Below are 16,094 nucleotides of genomic sequence, written 5' to 3' on the forward strand. Positions count from 1 at the left end.
GTTCGCGATATTCTGGTGCGGTAAACGTATTTCCATCAATGGCGGCCCGTTCAGGCCGCCATTTTCATATTGACCGCATCATGCACTTTTCAACGTGTGTTTTGGCTATGACCGGCCCTTGCAGCCGGGCTTTTATGTCCCCACATAACATCCGTATGGCGTGCTTTCATCGTGAGGCGCCGTAATTGTTCAGTTTATGTCCGTTGCCGGCCAGGGGCGGATACATGCATGGGGTTAATGACACATGGATATTGAACGTTATACGGACCGTTGCCGCGGTTTCATCCAAACTGCGCAATCTCTTGCCCTTAGGGAAAATCATCAAAGACTGACACCCGAACACCTGCTCAAGGTTTTGCTGGATGACAGGGAAGGTTTGGCGGCCAACCTTATCAGAACGGCTGGTGGGCGGCCCGAGCAGGCGTTGCAGGGCACGGAAGCAGCGCTTGCCAAACTGCCGCAGGTTGAAGGGGCCGGCGCCGGACAATTGCATCTTGATCCGGCAATGGCCCAGGTCTTTGCCAAGGCTGAGGAAGTGGCCGACAAGGCCGGTGATAAATTCGTTACGGCCGAACGCCTGTTGCTGGCGCTGCTGTTGACACCGAAAGCGGCCACGGCCGACATTCTGGGCCAGGCCGGTTTGCGTGCACAGGCATTGAACACCGCCATCAATCAGGTCCGGCAGGGCCGCAGTGCGAATACAGCCAGTGCCGAAGACAGTTATGATGCCTTGAAACGCTTTGCCCAGGATCTGACCGAGCGGGCCCGAGATGGCAAGCTTGACCCTGTCATCGGCCGCGACGATGAGATCCGCCGTACCATTCAGGTGCTCTCACGGCGCACCAAAAACAACCCCGTCCTGATTGGCGAACCCGGTGTCGGGAAAACGGCCATCGCCGAGGGTCTGGCGCTGCGCATCGCGAATGGTGATGTGCCGGACAGTCTCAGGGACAAGCGTATCATGGCGCTGGATATGGGCGCTCTTATCGCTGGGGCAAAATACCGCGGCGAATTTGAAGAACGTCTAAAGGGCGTTCTACAGGAAGTGGCTCATTCCGAAGGGGATATCGTCCTTTTCATCGACGAGATGCATACACTTGTCGGTGCGGGAAAAGCCGATGGTGCAATGGATGCTTCCAACCTTTTGAAGCCGGCTCTGGCGCGTGGTGAACTGCACTGCATCGGTGCCACCACGCTTGATGAATACCGCAAACATGTTGAAAAAGACGCTGCGCTGGAGCGTCGTTTCCAACCCGTCATGGTTCAGGAACCGACCGTGGAGGACACCATCTCCATTCTGCGGGGCCTGAAGGAGAAATACGAATTGCACCACGGGGTCCGGATCACCGATGGCGCTATCGTTGCCTCGGCGACCCTGTCCAATCGTTATATTACCGAGCGCTTTCTGCCCGATAAGGCGATTGACCTGATGGATGAAGCCGCCAGCCGTTTGAGAATGGAAGCCGAATCAAAGCCTGAGGAAGTGGACGAACTGGACCGCAGGATCATCCAGCTCAAAATCGAGCAGGCAGCGCTTAAAAACGAAAAGGATGAGGGGTCGAAGGTCCGGTTGACCGATCTGGAAAAAGAGTTGTCCGATCTGGAGCAGCGCTCTGCCGAGATAACGGCACGCTGGCAGGCGGAAAAGGATCGCCTGGCCTGCGACAAAGCTATCAAGGAGAAACTGGAACAGGCCCGAATTCGTCTTGAGCAGGCCGAGCGGGCCGGGGATTTTGCCGGTGCCGGGGAATTGAAACATGGTGTGATCCCCAATCTGGAACGGCGTTTGGCTCAGGCGGAATCCCCGACCGAAGAAGAACACCTGCTGCGCGAGGAAGTGACCGATCAGGATATCGCCGCTGTTGTCTCTCGCTGGACCGGGGTGCCGGTGGAAAAGATGCTTGAAGGTGAACGCGACAAATTGCTGCGCATGGAAGAAGAGCTTGGCAAGCGCGTCATAGGCCAGGAAGAAGCACTGACAGCGGTTTCTCATTCCGTGAGACGGGCCCGGGCCGGTCTGCAGGACCCGAACCGGCCGCTCGGCAGTTTCCTGTTTCTGGGCCCTACCGGTGTCGGCAAGACGGAGTTGACCAAGTCATTGGCCGCGTTTCTGTTCAATGATGATACGGCAATGGTGCGTATCGATATGTCTGAATTCATGGAGAAGCACTCTGTCGCCCGTCTGATCGGCGCCCCGCCTGGTTATGTCGGTTATGAGGAAGGCGGTAAACTGACCGAGGCGGTGCGCCGCCGACCCTTTCAGGTCGTGTTGTTCGATGAGGTGGAAAAAGCCCATCCGGACGTGTTTAACGTACTCTTACAGGTGCTGGATGATGGCCGTCTGACGGATGGACAGGGCCGGACTGTGGACTTTACCAATACCCTGATCATCCTGACCTCCAATCTGGGCAGTCATCTGATCGCGGATCTGAAGGAAGGGGAAGCGGTGGAAAGTGTACGCGACCCGGTCATGGAGGTGGTCAAGGGTGCCTTCCGTCCCGAATTCCTCAACCGGTTGGATGAAATCATTCTGTTCCACCGTCTGGAACGTATCCACATGGCGTCCATTGTCGATATTCAGGTCGCTCGGCTTGGCGAACTTTTGCAGGACCGCAAGATCAGCCTGGAGTTGGACGCATCGGCCCGCGGCTGGTTGGGCGACACGGGTTATGATCCTGTCTATGGCGCCCGGCCTTTGAAACGAACGGTCCAGAAATATCTGCAGGACCCATTGGCGGAACTGATTCTTAAAGGGGATGTGAAAGCGGGTGACTGTGTAAGGATATCCGCAGGTGACGGGGCACTGGCGCTTAAAGTCTCCACCGATGAAAGTGTCGCGGCCTGAATGTGAGTCTCCGGCCCTTGTTCTTCACGCCTTCTTCTGCCTTTGTTCTAGAAGCGTGTGTTGATGCCGAGGAACAGTGTCCGTCCCAGCGGATTGGTGGGGTAGGTGGACGATGTTGAAACCGGGTCCCTGTCGGCGATGTTGTTGATCCCGCCATAGAAGCTGACGGTTTCATTCATGTCATAGTTGAACGATATATCATGAATGAAGATATCGCCGGCCCACGGATTGACGAACCCGTCCAGGAGTTCGAATTCGACGTCATCCTTAAGTTGATCGCCGATATACCGCAAATCGTAACCCACGGTCAGCCGTTCATACCGCCAACGGACCTGGGCGTTGCCCGACCATTCCGGACGGCGGATTTCTTCCAGTTCCGGGTTGATGAAGGTCGGGTCGAGCTGGTTCGGGGTTTCGTTCAGCTTGTCATACCATGTGCCGAAAATCCGGAAATCCAGTGATCCCAGGTCCTTCAGGCCAAGCGTATAGTTGATGTCGAAATCGATACCGGCCACTTCCACGCCGCCGATATTCACACTGGACTGCTGCAGGAAATTCAAACCGAGAAACGTTGTTGAACTGGAATCGCGGTTCCTGCCGATCAAGTCGCAGAAGGCATTATTGATGCCGTTCGGATCATCATAGCAGTTGTTGACGATATCCTGAGAGCCCACAAATTCGATGGCGTCCTCGATTTCGATATTGAAATAGTCGATCGTGATCGACAGCCCCGGTGCGAAACGCGGCTGGATGACGGCGCCGATGGTCCAGGTCGTCGCTTCTTCCTCATTCAGACCCAGATTCCCGGATTGTGTGCCGGCGAAACGTCCGGTCAATGGATCGGTAAAGTCCGCGGGGATACCATCGGCGGCACAATTGGCGGCACGAACGGACGGGTCCGGCGCATTGGGAATTTCGATCGCCTCACACGGATCGATGGGCCGGAAGAAAGCAGCCGTTGGCGTCTGGAACAATTCGGAAATATTGGGGGCCCGGACCGCGACCGAATAGCCGCCGCGCAGGCGGATATCCTGTATGGGTGTCCAGGTGCCGCCCACCTGCCATGTCCATGTGGTACCCACGGTGGAATAATCCGAATACCGGACAGCGGCGTTCAGGGTCAGTTCCTCGGCGAACGGTTTCCCCACCAGCAGGGGGGCCGATATTTCGGCAAAAGCTTCCCATACATCATAACCGCCTGTCAGGCCGGCAATGGGATTGCCGTCAAAGACAAGGCCGTTTTCTTCAAGCCCGTCAGGCTCGAAACTGCTGTCTTCCTCGCGGTATTCGCCCCCAGCGACAAAGCTGATAGGACCGGCGGGCAGTTGAAAGCCCAGCGAGCTGCTGTCGCCGGACAGATATCCAAACACCACATTCTGCTCGATCACCTGGCGCTGGTTGACTGTTGTCATCACAAAGTCAATCGCTTCCTGGCTGGGGGCGCCGATACCGAAAATATTCAGCGGCTGACATTGCCCGTCCCCGGGTGAGAACGTTCTGAAGCCGGGCTCGATAAAGGGAAAGGGCGATGTGGGTGGCGGTGGTGCGCTTGGGTCCAGTTCCGAGCGGCAAACGGCCTCGCCCGTCGCCGGGTCGACCACAACGTCAAGCGCTGCGAAAAAGCGGTCCTCGATCCGGATTGTGTTTGAAAAACTTTCCGATGTGCGGCCGTAATTATAGCTCAGCTCGAACAGGATGCCGTTGTCGAAGGCCCCTTCCAGACCGCCGACAATCCGGAATGTTTCCCGGTCATTCGTCGAAAGATTCGGGCCCAGGTCGATATTGTCACGGGTGACAAACAGGGTCGTTGTATCCGCGAGGCCCGGGTCCGTGGCGATGGCACTGTCAAGGGCCGTGCGCAGTTCCGTCGGAATGAACGGGTTTTCCAGTGTGACCGTCAGCAAGTCGTTAAAACCGTTCACCTGATCGAACTGCTGAATTTCCGAGTAGACATATTTGGCGTCGACGAAGAAGTCGACGGTGTCCGCCACCTTATAGGTGATAAAGGTGTTGGCGTTGATGGTTTCCTGTTGCGGTATGATTGTCTGGAAATTGAAGCCGCTGCTGGCAATGCCGTCGCCGCCGAATTGGTTGCCTCTGCTCGCGATCAGGCCGGTGTCGAACAGCCGCAGTTGTCCGCCATCGACGACAAAATCGCCAAACCCGTTACGGCCCAGGAATGTTTGTCCGACATCGTTGACGCCGTTGCCGTCGGTGTCGATGAAGAATGCACTGGGTGCCGCACCGTCAACACCACCGTCACCGTCAAAATCGATGCCGATTCGTCCGAAGGGACTGGAAATGGCAAAAGTCGAATGCGGCAGGAAAATCCGTGACGGTGTGCCGGCTGGTACAAGATCAGCCGGTTTCAGATCGCCGACCTGAAATCCGTCGGGAATGGTTTCTCCAGCCTGAAAGCGCAGGGCCGGATTGCTTTGGTCGTCTTCTATGCCGAAATCGCGGCAGAACGGGGTTTCGCCACACCGCAGAATCCGTTGATTGCGATATTCGACGGAAAAGGCCACATTGCCCCTGTCATCGGCGAAGTTGGAACCCATGGTCAGGGCGCCGTAATATTGCATGCCGTCCAGCCCGTCACCGCCGGTTATCTGCGCATTGGCTTCGATGCCTTCGAAATCGTCCCGCATGATGAAGTTGACAACACCGGAGACCGCATCGGCGCCGTAAATGGCCGAGGCACCGCCGGTCAGCACCTCGACCCGTTCAATCAGCGCTGCCGGGATGGTGCCGACATCAACCGCCGTGTCATCGGCACGCCCACCAACATGGCGTCTGCCGTCCACCAGCGTCAATGTCCGGTTTGTGCCGAGAGCCCTCAGATTCAGAACGGCGACACCGGGGTTCGGCGCATTGGCTCCAGATCCTTCGATTGCCTGATCGTCCACCCCTTGCGATGCGGTGACGGAAGACAGCAGGGCGGGAACTTCCTGCACGATGCTGGCAACATCCGTGCTGCCGGAAAGTTTTATGTCTTCTGCGCCAAGTGCGGTGACCGGGACGGGGGCCGATAAACTGGATCGTTTGATCCGCGTTCCCGTAATGGTGACTTCTTCTACTTCTTCGCCTTGTATGTCTTCGGTCCCGTCCTGAGCATAGGCGCTTGTGGCCGAAAGACATAGACCAAGCGAGGCTGTTCCAAGAAGGGCACGGCGAAGCCCCCGTTTTTTATGGATCATCATGTTTCTCCGGTGTCCCTTCACGCCCTTCGTTTTTGAACCGCAGGGCTAATCTTTTTCGTTAAATGTATCTTGTTCTGCTGCGGCGCAGCATACCAATGCTTAAATGACTAACGGGAAGCAATATTTCAAAATAGTCATTAAACTGATGGAAAAATGTCACACATTTTGAGGGTGTGAAGTATTATTACACACAGCCATTTGGTGCGTACCAAGTGTTTGGCTGTATGGTCCACTGCCGGGAAACTCTTTTGATTGGAACGGGTTAATCGCAAGGGGAGACAATCGGATAAGCCCATACCGTGAACCGTACACTTTGCCAAGTGCTTATACTGCCTTGCGCTGCGCGCCGCTTAGCAACAGTATAAGGGGGATGTAAAATAAACCTACACGACAAGTTGTGTGACATCAGGTTGAGGGCGGCATCCTGTTTCAAACCCTGGGGATTGTTTCAAATAGTTTTGCGGGCAGTTGAAACCCCAGGCGGTATGCATCCGGTTTATATTCCGGGCCTGTTAAGATCTATTGCCCGTGCTTAAACGTCGCGCTAAGCCTATGATGGCTCTATAATATGTTTATGAATTTCGCGATGCCGCCAGGGGTTACCACATCATCCGCATCCCTTCAGGCCAGCCTTTCGGCGGGTGCGGATGCACTGCGCCGCGGTGACCTGTTGCAGGCGGAACGTCATTTCCGGAACATTCTCTCCCATATTCCGGGTGAGCCCAATGCCAATCACCTGTTGGCGTTGGTGCACCGCCGTCAGGGCCGGCTTTCCATGGCGGAAACCCTGATGCGCCGTGCCCTCGAGACGTCCGGGAAACCGGCGGAAATACACAATAATCTGGGCAATCTGCTGAAGGATACGGACCGCCTGGATGAGGCCCTGATATCCTATGGCAATGCACTTGAGGCAGATCCCTCTTTCGCAGATGCATGGTTCAACAAGGGTCTGACGCTTCAACGTCTGGGAGACGGGACAGAAGCCTGTGTGGCCCTGCAACAGGCGCTTGCGTTGAAACCGGCAGAGGCCCGGTATGCCAACGCACTGGGTGTCTGCCTGAAGGATGAAGGACGGCTGCATGATGCCGAGCGTGCGTATCGGCAGGCACTGGATGGCAATCCCGATTATATCAAGGCACTGAACAATCTGGGGGCTTTACTCCGCCAGATGAATCGTCAGAGCGAGGCTCGCACGATTTATGAAAAGGCGGTGGCGCTGGCACCGCGACTGCCGGAACTGCGGTATAATCTGGGCAATGTCCTTTACGAATTGGGCCAGCAGGACAAGGCCGATGAAGCCTACCGGACGGCCATCGCCCTGAAGCCCGATTATCTTGAGGTGCATGAAACCCTTAATCGTATCTATTGGGAAAGTGGTCGCCACAATCTGTTCGGCCGGTCCTATACCGTGGCCATCGAGATGGCACCGCAGGTCCCGACTCTGTATGAGACAGCGGCCAGATCGCATGAGCTTGCTGATCAGGCTGATACAGCACTCAATATGGTTGATCGTGGGCTGTATGCGTGCGGTCCGGTGCCGGGTTTGCTCAGACGCAAGGCTCGGCTTATCGCCAATCGCGGCGATGTTGAGGCTGCCTTCGCTCTTTTTCGCCAGGCTTTGCAGGCCGCGCCTGACGATACCGGTCTTCGCATGGATACCGCCCGCCTGCTGATTCAGAAAGGTGAATACAGCGACGCACTGCACCATCTGGATTATGTCGAGCGTATCAAGCCATATGATCAGGAAATGTGGGCTTTTCGGGGTTTGTGCTGGCGGCTGTCCGGAGATGAGCGGGATGCTTGGCTGAACGATTATGAACGTTTTGTCCAACCGCAGTGTATTGACGTGCCTGATGGATACGGATCGTTGGAGGATTTTCTCGCCGACCTGGAAGAAACGTTGCTGTCACTGCACAGGACGACGACCCGCCCCCTGGATCAGACGTTGCGCGGCGGGACCCAGACCCATGGTCACCTGTTCAAACGGGACGAACCGGTTATTCAGGCCCTGCGTCAGATGCTGGAACGTGCTGTGTTGCGTTATATCCACGATCTGCCGGATGATGATACGCATCCGCTTTTGTCCAGAAAAACGGACAGAATACGTTTTGCCGGGGCTTGGTCCGTGTGTTTGTCCGGCAGTGGATTTCATGTCAATCATGTTCACTCCGCCGGTTGGATCAGTTCGGCTTTTTATGTGGCGCTTCCCCCGTCGGATGACGGGACGGATGCCGCGTGTGAAGGGTGGATCAAATTCGGCGAAAGCGGTCTGGACCTTGGTCCGGAACGGGAGCATATCGGTCGTGTCATCCGGCCCGAGGCCGGGTTGCTGGCATTGTTTCCGTCCTATGTCTGGCATGGGACCTATCCTTTTGCCGATGCCCCCGATGTTTACCGTCTAACAGCGCCGTTTGATGCCGTGCCGCTTGGATAACCGGACTGCGATCAAAGAAATGGTGACAGGAAACGGGCACGCTGTCCGGCCCGAAGCTTGAAGGTTTGCCTGGGCGGTATTCTGCAGAATGGTGTGCAGTATGCCAAAAGTCGATCGGAACGCATGGGTATGGCGCATTTTTCTCAATATCCGAACCTGGCATATTGGCCGGCAGTCGGTCCGGACGTGGAGACCACCGGTATGCCTCCGGTATTAATGTTTGGATATGATTTTTATGCGTCTGTCTTGGTACGACTGAACGTTTTGCAAAAGTGGGTTTTCCATGAACGAGTTGCTTGATCCCGGACGGTATCAGGCCTGTTTGCGGCAGGCCGCCATATTGTTGCGCCAGCAGAGCTATGTCGATGCAAGGCGTATTTTAATGCGCCTTCTTTACGCGGCTCCGGATGAAATGAACGCCTGTCATCTGATGGCCCTGGTCCTGAAAGGCGAGGGTGAGACCGAAGGCGCTTTGGATTATTTCAGGCGTGCTGAACAGGCGTCTCTGACAGGCCGGCAACCGTCCATCCGGGCCGAAATCCTGAATAATAAGGGCAATATGCTCAAAAACGCCGGTCGCTTAGAGGAAGCGCTGGAGTGTTACCGGTTGGCCTTGACGATAGTTCCGGATTTTAGCGAGGCATTATTTAATCAGGCATTGCTGCAGCAGCAGATGAACAATCATCGGTCCGCCCTCGAGCTGTTGGATAAACTGATTTCCATATCATCCGATGAGGCCCGTTTTTGGACTGCACGAGCTTTATCCCGGAAAGCCATGGGCGATGTCGATGATGCGCGGAACGCTCTGGAACAGGCCTTGCGTATATCTCCCGGCTATACCAACGCCCTGCATATGCTGGCTGTGCTGAAGCGGGACCAGGGTCTTCTGGATGAGGCGGAAGCCCTGCTCGAAAAAAAGCTTTCCACTGATCCCCACGCCCATGAAAGCCGCTATATCCTTGCCAGTATTCACCATGCCCGGGGCGATTTCGGGCAAGCCGACATTGAATACCGTCGTGTCTTGTCCGGTGATCCCCTGTCCCTTGACACGCATAAGGCTTTAAACCAACTGTACTGGCAGACAGGCGACGTTGACAAGGTTGGCCGGTCTTTCCGCTGGGCATTGAAACAAGCGCCGGAAAGGTCGGATCTCTGGTTTGCCTATCTGGGCGATTTGGCGCGGATGGGCGACACGGAAAAGGGGCTGTCCGAAACGGCCAAAGCTCGGGACAGTCTTGGCGAAACCCCGGATGTTTTATACTTTCAGGCGCGTTTTTTATCCTTGGCCGAGGATATGCCCCGGGCAATGCCCATAATTCAAAAGGGATTGTCCGAAAAAGATGATCACCCGGGTCTGAACCATATGCAGGCGCGGCTCAATCTTGCTGAAGGCCGGTTCCATGAGGCCGATATGGCGCTTGAACGATGGCGCGGCGTCGAACCCTTTAATCAGGAAATGTGGGCGTTGCAGGGGATATCGTGGGATCTTGCAGGGGATCGCCGCAGTCAGTGGTTAAACAACTATGACCTTTTCGTGCATGTGGCGGATATAAGCCCGCCTTCGGGTTTTGCCGATACGGCCGATTATCTTTCCGCCCTGTCGGAAATGCTGGAGAACGAACATCAAAGCCGGCGCGAGCCGTTCGATCAAACCCTGCGCAACGGGACCCAGACCCTTGGCCGCTTGTTCAACAATCCACATCCTTTGATCGGCGCTTTGAAAGACCAGGTTAACTCTATTGTGGACGCATATCTCGCCACCCTGCCCGGAGATAAGGCACATCCTTACCTGTCTCGTAATACCGGTCGTTTCCGTTACAGCCATTCCTGGTCCGTTCGGCTGAAGAATAGCGGCCACCATGTTAACCACGTTCATCCGATGGGCTGGATCAGTTCCGCCTTTTACATTCATGTCCCGGACAGCATATCCGACACAGGCCAAAGCCATGATGGTTGGCTGAAATTTGGCGAGAACGATTTGAGCGGATATGGAAAAGCTCAGGGCTGTGCATTGCACATCGCGCCGAAAGCCGGGCGGTTGGTTTTGTTCCCATCCTACTTTTGGCATGGCACTTACCCCTTTTTCGATCAGGACAGGCGGTTGAGTGTTGCGTTCGATATTTTGCCTGATTGAGCGGCCGGCTTATCCATACTGAGCCATAAAGGCTTTTATAAAATGAAAAAGGGGCGCTGATGCGCCCCTTGATCGTTTGATTCCAATCCCGGTGATCAGTAGGTCAGCGTGATTTGTGTGAAGAAGAAACGGCCAATCGGGTCATACACCCCTGGGAAAGTATTGGCGTTGTTGTCAATCGTGGGGCCGGCATCTGATCCGACAATCGGCGGCTGGTTATCAAGCAGGTTGTTCACACCGAACCGCAGATTGATGTTGTCCTTGATCAGGTAGCTCCCCGTCAGATCGAAGTAATTTTCCGCATCGATTTCCGAGAAGATGATCGGCGTTTCAGGATTGTCGAACTCCACGCCGCCAATGTAACGCCACAGAACGGACAGTGAGAAGTCGTTGTCCTCGCTGACCCATGTCGTGCGCAGATTGTGACGGTATTCCGGTATCGGATTTTCGCAGTTGTTACCGAAACGACCTTCACAATCGATCACGGGGGACAAAACCGAAGGCTGGAAAGTATCCGATGTGACGATGGCGCCGTTGTAGTTGAAATCCAGGCTGCCGCCGAAGAAGGCCTCTTCCCAGATATAATTCGCGCCAATGTCGACACCTTCCACGCCAATCAGGGCGGTATTCGCATTACCACGGAAAATTCCGACCCCTGGGCCGGCATTCAGGCTGCCGGTGGCAGGATCGCGGATAATAGCCTGACAGAACTGATTGTCCGGATCGCGGAAGACATTGTAGCAGCCATCTATGACTTGTTGGGATGACCCCCCGAAGCCGTCAATGGCGTCTTCGATTTCAATGTCGTAATAATCGACCGTAACGGAAAGGCCGGGAATGGCGCGGGGTGTGACCACGGCGCCTATGGTGATCGTATCGGCGGTTTCTTCCTGAAGGTCCATATTGCCACCGAATATGCCTCCGACCTGGCCGGATACAATACTGTTGACAAAGCCGATATTGGCTGCGGGAACGCCTGTGGCGATACACAGATCGGTCAGTTCCTGATTGCCGACGGGGTTTGAGCCTTCGCATGGATCGTTGCTGAGACCGGTTACACCACTGTCGTTAACGGGTGCGGCCAGTTCAAAGATGTTTGGCGCGCGGACCGCCCGTTGGAATTCCCCGCGGAAACGAATGTCGCTGATCGGCGCCCATTCACCGCCGAAGAGGAAAGTCTCGACACTGCCGATTGTCGAATAATCCGAGAAGCGGAAAGCGGCTTTAACCGCCAGGGATTCGGCAAAAGGTTTGTTTTCCACGATTGGGGCGTACAGTTCGCCATACAGTTCCCAGACATCGAAACCGAAGTCGATCGGGACAGTCGCGCCGAATCCGGTGCCATTGCCGTCAATCAGGTTTTGGTCGGGACGTGTCCGGCTTTCTTCGTCGCGGTATTCAAATCCGAAAGCCACGGCGAAGGCATTGTCAGCAAACGGCGATTTAATGCCTGCCGATTCAAGGTCGCCTGTAATCGTACCGCCCAAAATCCGTTGGCTCGTCCGTTCCGTATTCACCAGATTCAGGCGTATGAAATCGGCCGCCTCTGCGCTCAGATTACCGGGGCCGAACAGATTGACCGGCACACAGCCATCGCTTTGATCAACGCAGACGACATTGCCGTTGGCGTCGACTTCGGTCAGGAGACCCTGTTGGATTCTCGTTCCGTTGATGTCGTTGCGCTGTGATTGCGTCCGGTTGACAATGGCAAGCTGGCCGAACACATCGTAGTCCCAGCCTTCCGCGAACTCGCCCCGGATACCGGCGACGGCCTGGAAAGTGGTATTGTCAAAGGTGCTGTCGCGCGTGCCGACTTCTATGGTACGGCGTCTCACGCTTATATTGCGAACCGCGCCGGCATCGACGACACCATCCCCGTCCACGTCAAATTGTCCGTCGATCAGCCCGTCGGGGGCGCCGACGCCCGTGGCATTGTTGGTGACATCCGCCAGAACGCGCTGCGCTTGCGGTGAAAAGAAACCGCTGTCCCCGATATTGGTGTCGAAACGAATGCCGAATGTACCGGACGGTGCCAGGATTGTATCAACGGTACTGTTGACGAACGTGGTCCGCCCATACAGTTCGGCACTATCATTCAGGTCGTAGCTTAACAGCCCCGTGACCGTCCAACGATCATTGGGCACCTGAAGATAGTTGAACGGGTTGAAGTTGAACGGGTCCTGGTATGGGGAAATATTGCCGTTCGCGTCGAATTGGGCATCCTGGACCAGATTTCCGTTAATGTTGAACAGTCCTGAAACGACCCCGTCGGTCGTGGTGTTCGAGCCATCTTCCACCAGGCCGAAAGGATTGTTCGGGTCGGCAGCGAAAGAGTCCAGCGCCGCGACTGAAAATGGGCGCTCTGACTGGAACAGGCCGTTCCGGTTCGTATAGTCGATATTGATGACGGCATTACCGCGACCGTCAGCGAAGTTACCGCCCACGGTCAGGTTGGCATTGTATTCCAGTGCATCTCCACCCTCGGATGAGCCGAAGCGCGCGCTGAATTCCATGCCTTCAAAATCATCTTTCAGGATGAAATTGACAACACCGCTGACGGCGTCCGAGCCATAAACGGCCGATGCGCCGCCCGTGACAATCTCCTGCCGTTCGATCAGGGCCACCGGAATACTGTTCAGGTCGACGATGCCGCTACTGTCGAAGGCCACCATACGCTTGCCGTCAACGAGGACCAGGGTACGCTGGGCGCCAAGGCCGCGCAGATCAACCGATGCAATGCCGGCATTGCCATTGTTGGCAACCGACGTGGTGGCAGGCTGTGTTTGCGGCAGATCACGCAACAGGTTTTCAGCACTGTTGAAGCCGCGCAAGGCAAATTCTTCGCCGCTGACGACCGTGACCGGATTCGTCGCCGTCAGGTCGGCCCGGCGGATACGTGTGCCCGTAACAAGGACTTCTTCAAGGGTTTCGTCGGCTTCGGAGCCTTGGCTGTCTTGTGCGCTTGCACCAGTGCCGGCGGCAAAACCGGCCAGCAATGTCGCCGCACTGCCCAGAAGGGCTGTGCGGCGCAATTTTGTTAAGGGGTGATATGCCACTTTAATGTTTCCTCTCAAGGTTGTTTCTTTCGCAAATGTCGTAACTGCGGAAAGGTAACCGCATTCAACCTGTAGCTATTTTGGATCGAGGAGTGACAGAAAAGTTTAATAATTCCAAAGGTGCTGCAATTTGGATTAAACCGAAGTGTAGTATTATTGCCACATTTCTAAACCATATTATGGTTTATCCCTATGCTGGTAATCATGTTATATGACAGAATGCTCAAAAAGCTTAATAATATCAATTAATTATAATGTGATCGATTAAGTCTTGATTGATTGTGTCGTGTGGCACGGTTTGATTTAATCAGGCACATTTTTGCAACATATGGGCCATGGCGTATCTTCCAAAGGCTGCCCGGGGCGATGATTTCTAGCAGTCTCCAGGAAAAATGCGGTTAATTTTAAGTTGAAATATTTGGTGTTTTTCTCAGAATGAACTTCAAGTATTGGGACAGGATAAATTTGATATATTCTTCAGATTGTATTTGTCGTGCATCAAGTCTGGGGAACCCGAATACCGGGTAGATGTGGTCGCTGACGTGACCGCCGAGGGTTTTTGTCTGTCAGGCTGACGGCACATGCTTGACGCGATAATAAAAATCAATGCTTTGCAGCTTTCCATACGTTTGCAGTCGGTATGATAGACAAATCAGAGATATGGCACCGTATCTATGGTCATACCCATGGTATGCTTACAGTCGGCGGTATGCGGAAAGACACCTGAAGCTTTTTCAATAAACGCCCTTTTATGCTCTGGCGTATCGGGATAAAGCAGGATATTCGGTGCGCAAAACAAAAGGGACACTGCGAGGCCATGACCGAAATGCACGCCTCAAATTCGGAACTCTGGACAGGATACTGGCAATCAGGCCGTATCGATACCGGGATGGGTGCGCCCACGGATAATGGTAAGGATGGCTTTTCCGCCTTTTGGCAGATGCTGGTCGGTGAATTGCCTGACGATGCCCGTATCATCGACCTTGGCACCGGCAATGGCGCGGTGCCGCGCCATTTGAACCGGGCGGCAAAGTGTCTTGGTAAGACGATATCCATTATCGGGATTGATGCTGCATCCATCGACCCCACACGGACCTTGGGGATGGATGCTGATGGTTTGGCAGGCGTGACATTCATTGGCGACACTGACCTGACGAAAACCGGGTTTGGAGACGGCAGTTTCCAAGGGGCGACATCACAGTTCGCGATTGAGCATGCCGAGGCCGGAAAAGCAGTGCCGGAACTGTTGCGTATTCTCGACAGCGGTGCTCCTTTTCAATTGCTCCTGTTGCATGCAAGCAGTCCTCTTGTCTTGTCTTTCGTACGCCAGATCGGCGAAATTGATACCCTGATGGCCGATGACGGACTTGTACCAGCCATGCGGCATGTGCTTGAAGAGCCCTCGACCCGGGCAACGGATGCTCTGGAGAAAGCGGGTCGTATGCATATGGAGCGGTACGGCGAAAATCTGTCTCCGATCGCCGAGGAGATCTTTGCCGCGGTTGCCATTCTCATAAACAGTGCCGATGTACCCTTGCCTGTACGCCGTCAGGCGGCATCCCGTATGGATATGCGCCTGAAGGATGAACAGGCACGTTTGCATCAACTGGCCCGCGCCGCCATGGATGAAAATGCGGCACATGATTTGCGCGATTTGTTTCAGACGGCCGGGGCCGCCAGCCTGGCGCTGGAACGCATGTATGATGAAGATGAACGCGCTGTTCTGGGCTGGGCACTGACCGGGCAGTGCGCGCCTTGACCGCTACACTATATGATATGGATATGACAAGGTCAGCGCCGCAATGCACACAGAGATCAAAAGGCGATGAGTGGGGCCTGCTTTCAGCAGGTTTTCGTGCGGGCGTAAAATATCCTGCGGACAGGCCGGTCTGGCTGGATGACGCCCTTTCCCTACTGGCCGATGTTCTGACTAGCAGCCCGGTAAACACCTCTGTTTGGTGCGGGCCTCGGCGATGTCGATGTGTAAAAACCGATCTGATAGGTTTTGAGCTCCTTCTTTGGCTCGGCTTCCCCCTTATATCCTGCAGGCGCGAGATACCATGGCGGCGATAGGACCGGTGCTGACTGGCGTGGTTCAGATGGGGAATATGCGTAGAAACAGTCGTCAAGCGACAGTAGCGTATGGTGTCGGAAGACAACGCGCATAGCTTTCTCATCTCCACTGAGAAGGGTTGAGCGCGGGTGCTGTTACCCTGCCTTTCGGTATTCTACCTTTTGGCTCTTCCATGGTTTTGCGATTGTCTGGGGGTGATGTCGAGTTCTCAGCGAAGCTCCGCGATCAAAGCTTGCAATCACTGTATTACTGCTTCGGAGGCGTGCGTCGCAGTGATGCACCCCATGACAGACTTGTCATGTAACGCTTTCTTCCATCCTTAGGGAAGGGCTGATCTACTAAATCTTTAGG

6 protein-coding genes are annotated in these 16,094 nt (G+C 55.0%); 4 read left to right on the forward strand and 2 right to left on the reverse strand.

Annotated elements, in window-relative coordinates:
• The first annotated feature begins 244 nt into the window (after positions 1 to 244).
• A complete protein-coding gene (gene clpB, locus BXY39_RS18330) occupies positions 245 to 2,845 on the forward strand; it encodes an ATP-dependent chaperone ClpB (RefSeq protein WP_121940351.1) in 2,601 nt (866 codons plus the stop codon).
• Between the two features lie 47 nt (positions 2,846 to 2,892).
• On the opposite strand, the gene BXY39_RS18335 is transcribed toward clpB, so the two are convergent.
• Complete coding sequence (locus tag BXY39_RS18335) at positions 2,893 to 6,045, reverse strand: TonB-dependent receptor domain-containing protein (protein WP_121940352.1); 3,153 nt, start codon at positions 6,043 to 6,045, stop codon at positions 2,893 to 2,895.
• Between the two features lie 586 nt (positions 6,046 to 6,631).
• Here BXY39_RS18335 and BXY39_RS18340 point away from each other — a divergent pair.
• Both BXY39_RS18340 and BXY39_RS18345 read left to right on the forward strand, forming a co-directional pair.
• Positions 6,632 to 8,479: a tetratricopeptide repeat protein gene (locus BXY39_RS18340; protein ID WP_170163954.1), complete on the forward strand. Its 1,848-nt coding sequence runs from the start codon at positions 6,632 to 6,634 to the stop codon at positions 8,477 to 8,479.
• A 322-nt stretch (positions 8,480 to 8,801) separates the two neighbouring features.
• Positions 8,802 to 10,613: a putative 2OG-Fe(II) oxygenase gene (locus BXY39_RS18345; protein ID WP_170163955.1), complete on the forward strand. Its 1,812-nt coding sequence runs from the start codon at positions 8,802 to 8,804 to the stop codon at positions 10,611 to 10,613.
• Between the two features lie 95 nt (positions 10,614 to 10,708).
• Here BXY39_RS18345 and BXY39_RS18350 read toward each other — a convergent pair whose 3' ends face one another.
• Positions 10,709 to 13,669 carry a TonB-dependent receptor domain-containing protein gene (locus BXY39_RS18350; RefSeq protein ID WP_170163956.1) on the reverse strand — a complete coding sequence of 987 codons (2,961 nt, stop codon included), beginning with the start codon at positions 13,667 to 13,669 and terminating at the stop codon, positions 10,709 to 10,711.
• 817 nt (positions 13,670 to 14,486) lie between these two features.
• Here BXY39_RS18350 and BXY39_RS20150 point away from each other — a divergent pair.
• Positions 14,487 to 15,428: a class I SAM-dependent methyltransferase gene (locus BXY39_RS20150; protein ID WP_170163957.1), complete on the forward strand. Its 942-nt coding sequence runs from the start codon at positions 14,487 to 14,489 to the stop codon at positions 15,426 to 15,428.
• Positions 15,429 to 16,094 lie beyond the last annotated feature (666 nt).

Origin of the sequence: Eilatimonas milleporae (assembly GCF_003688555.1) — a bacterium.
Lineage (GTDB): Bacteria > Pseudomonadota > Alphaproteobacteria > Sphingomonadales > Kordiimonadaceae > Eilatimonas > Eilatimonas milleporae.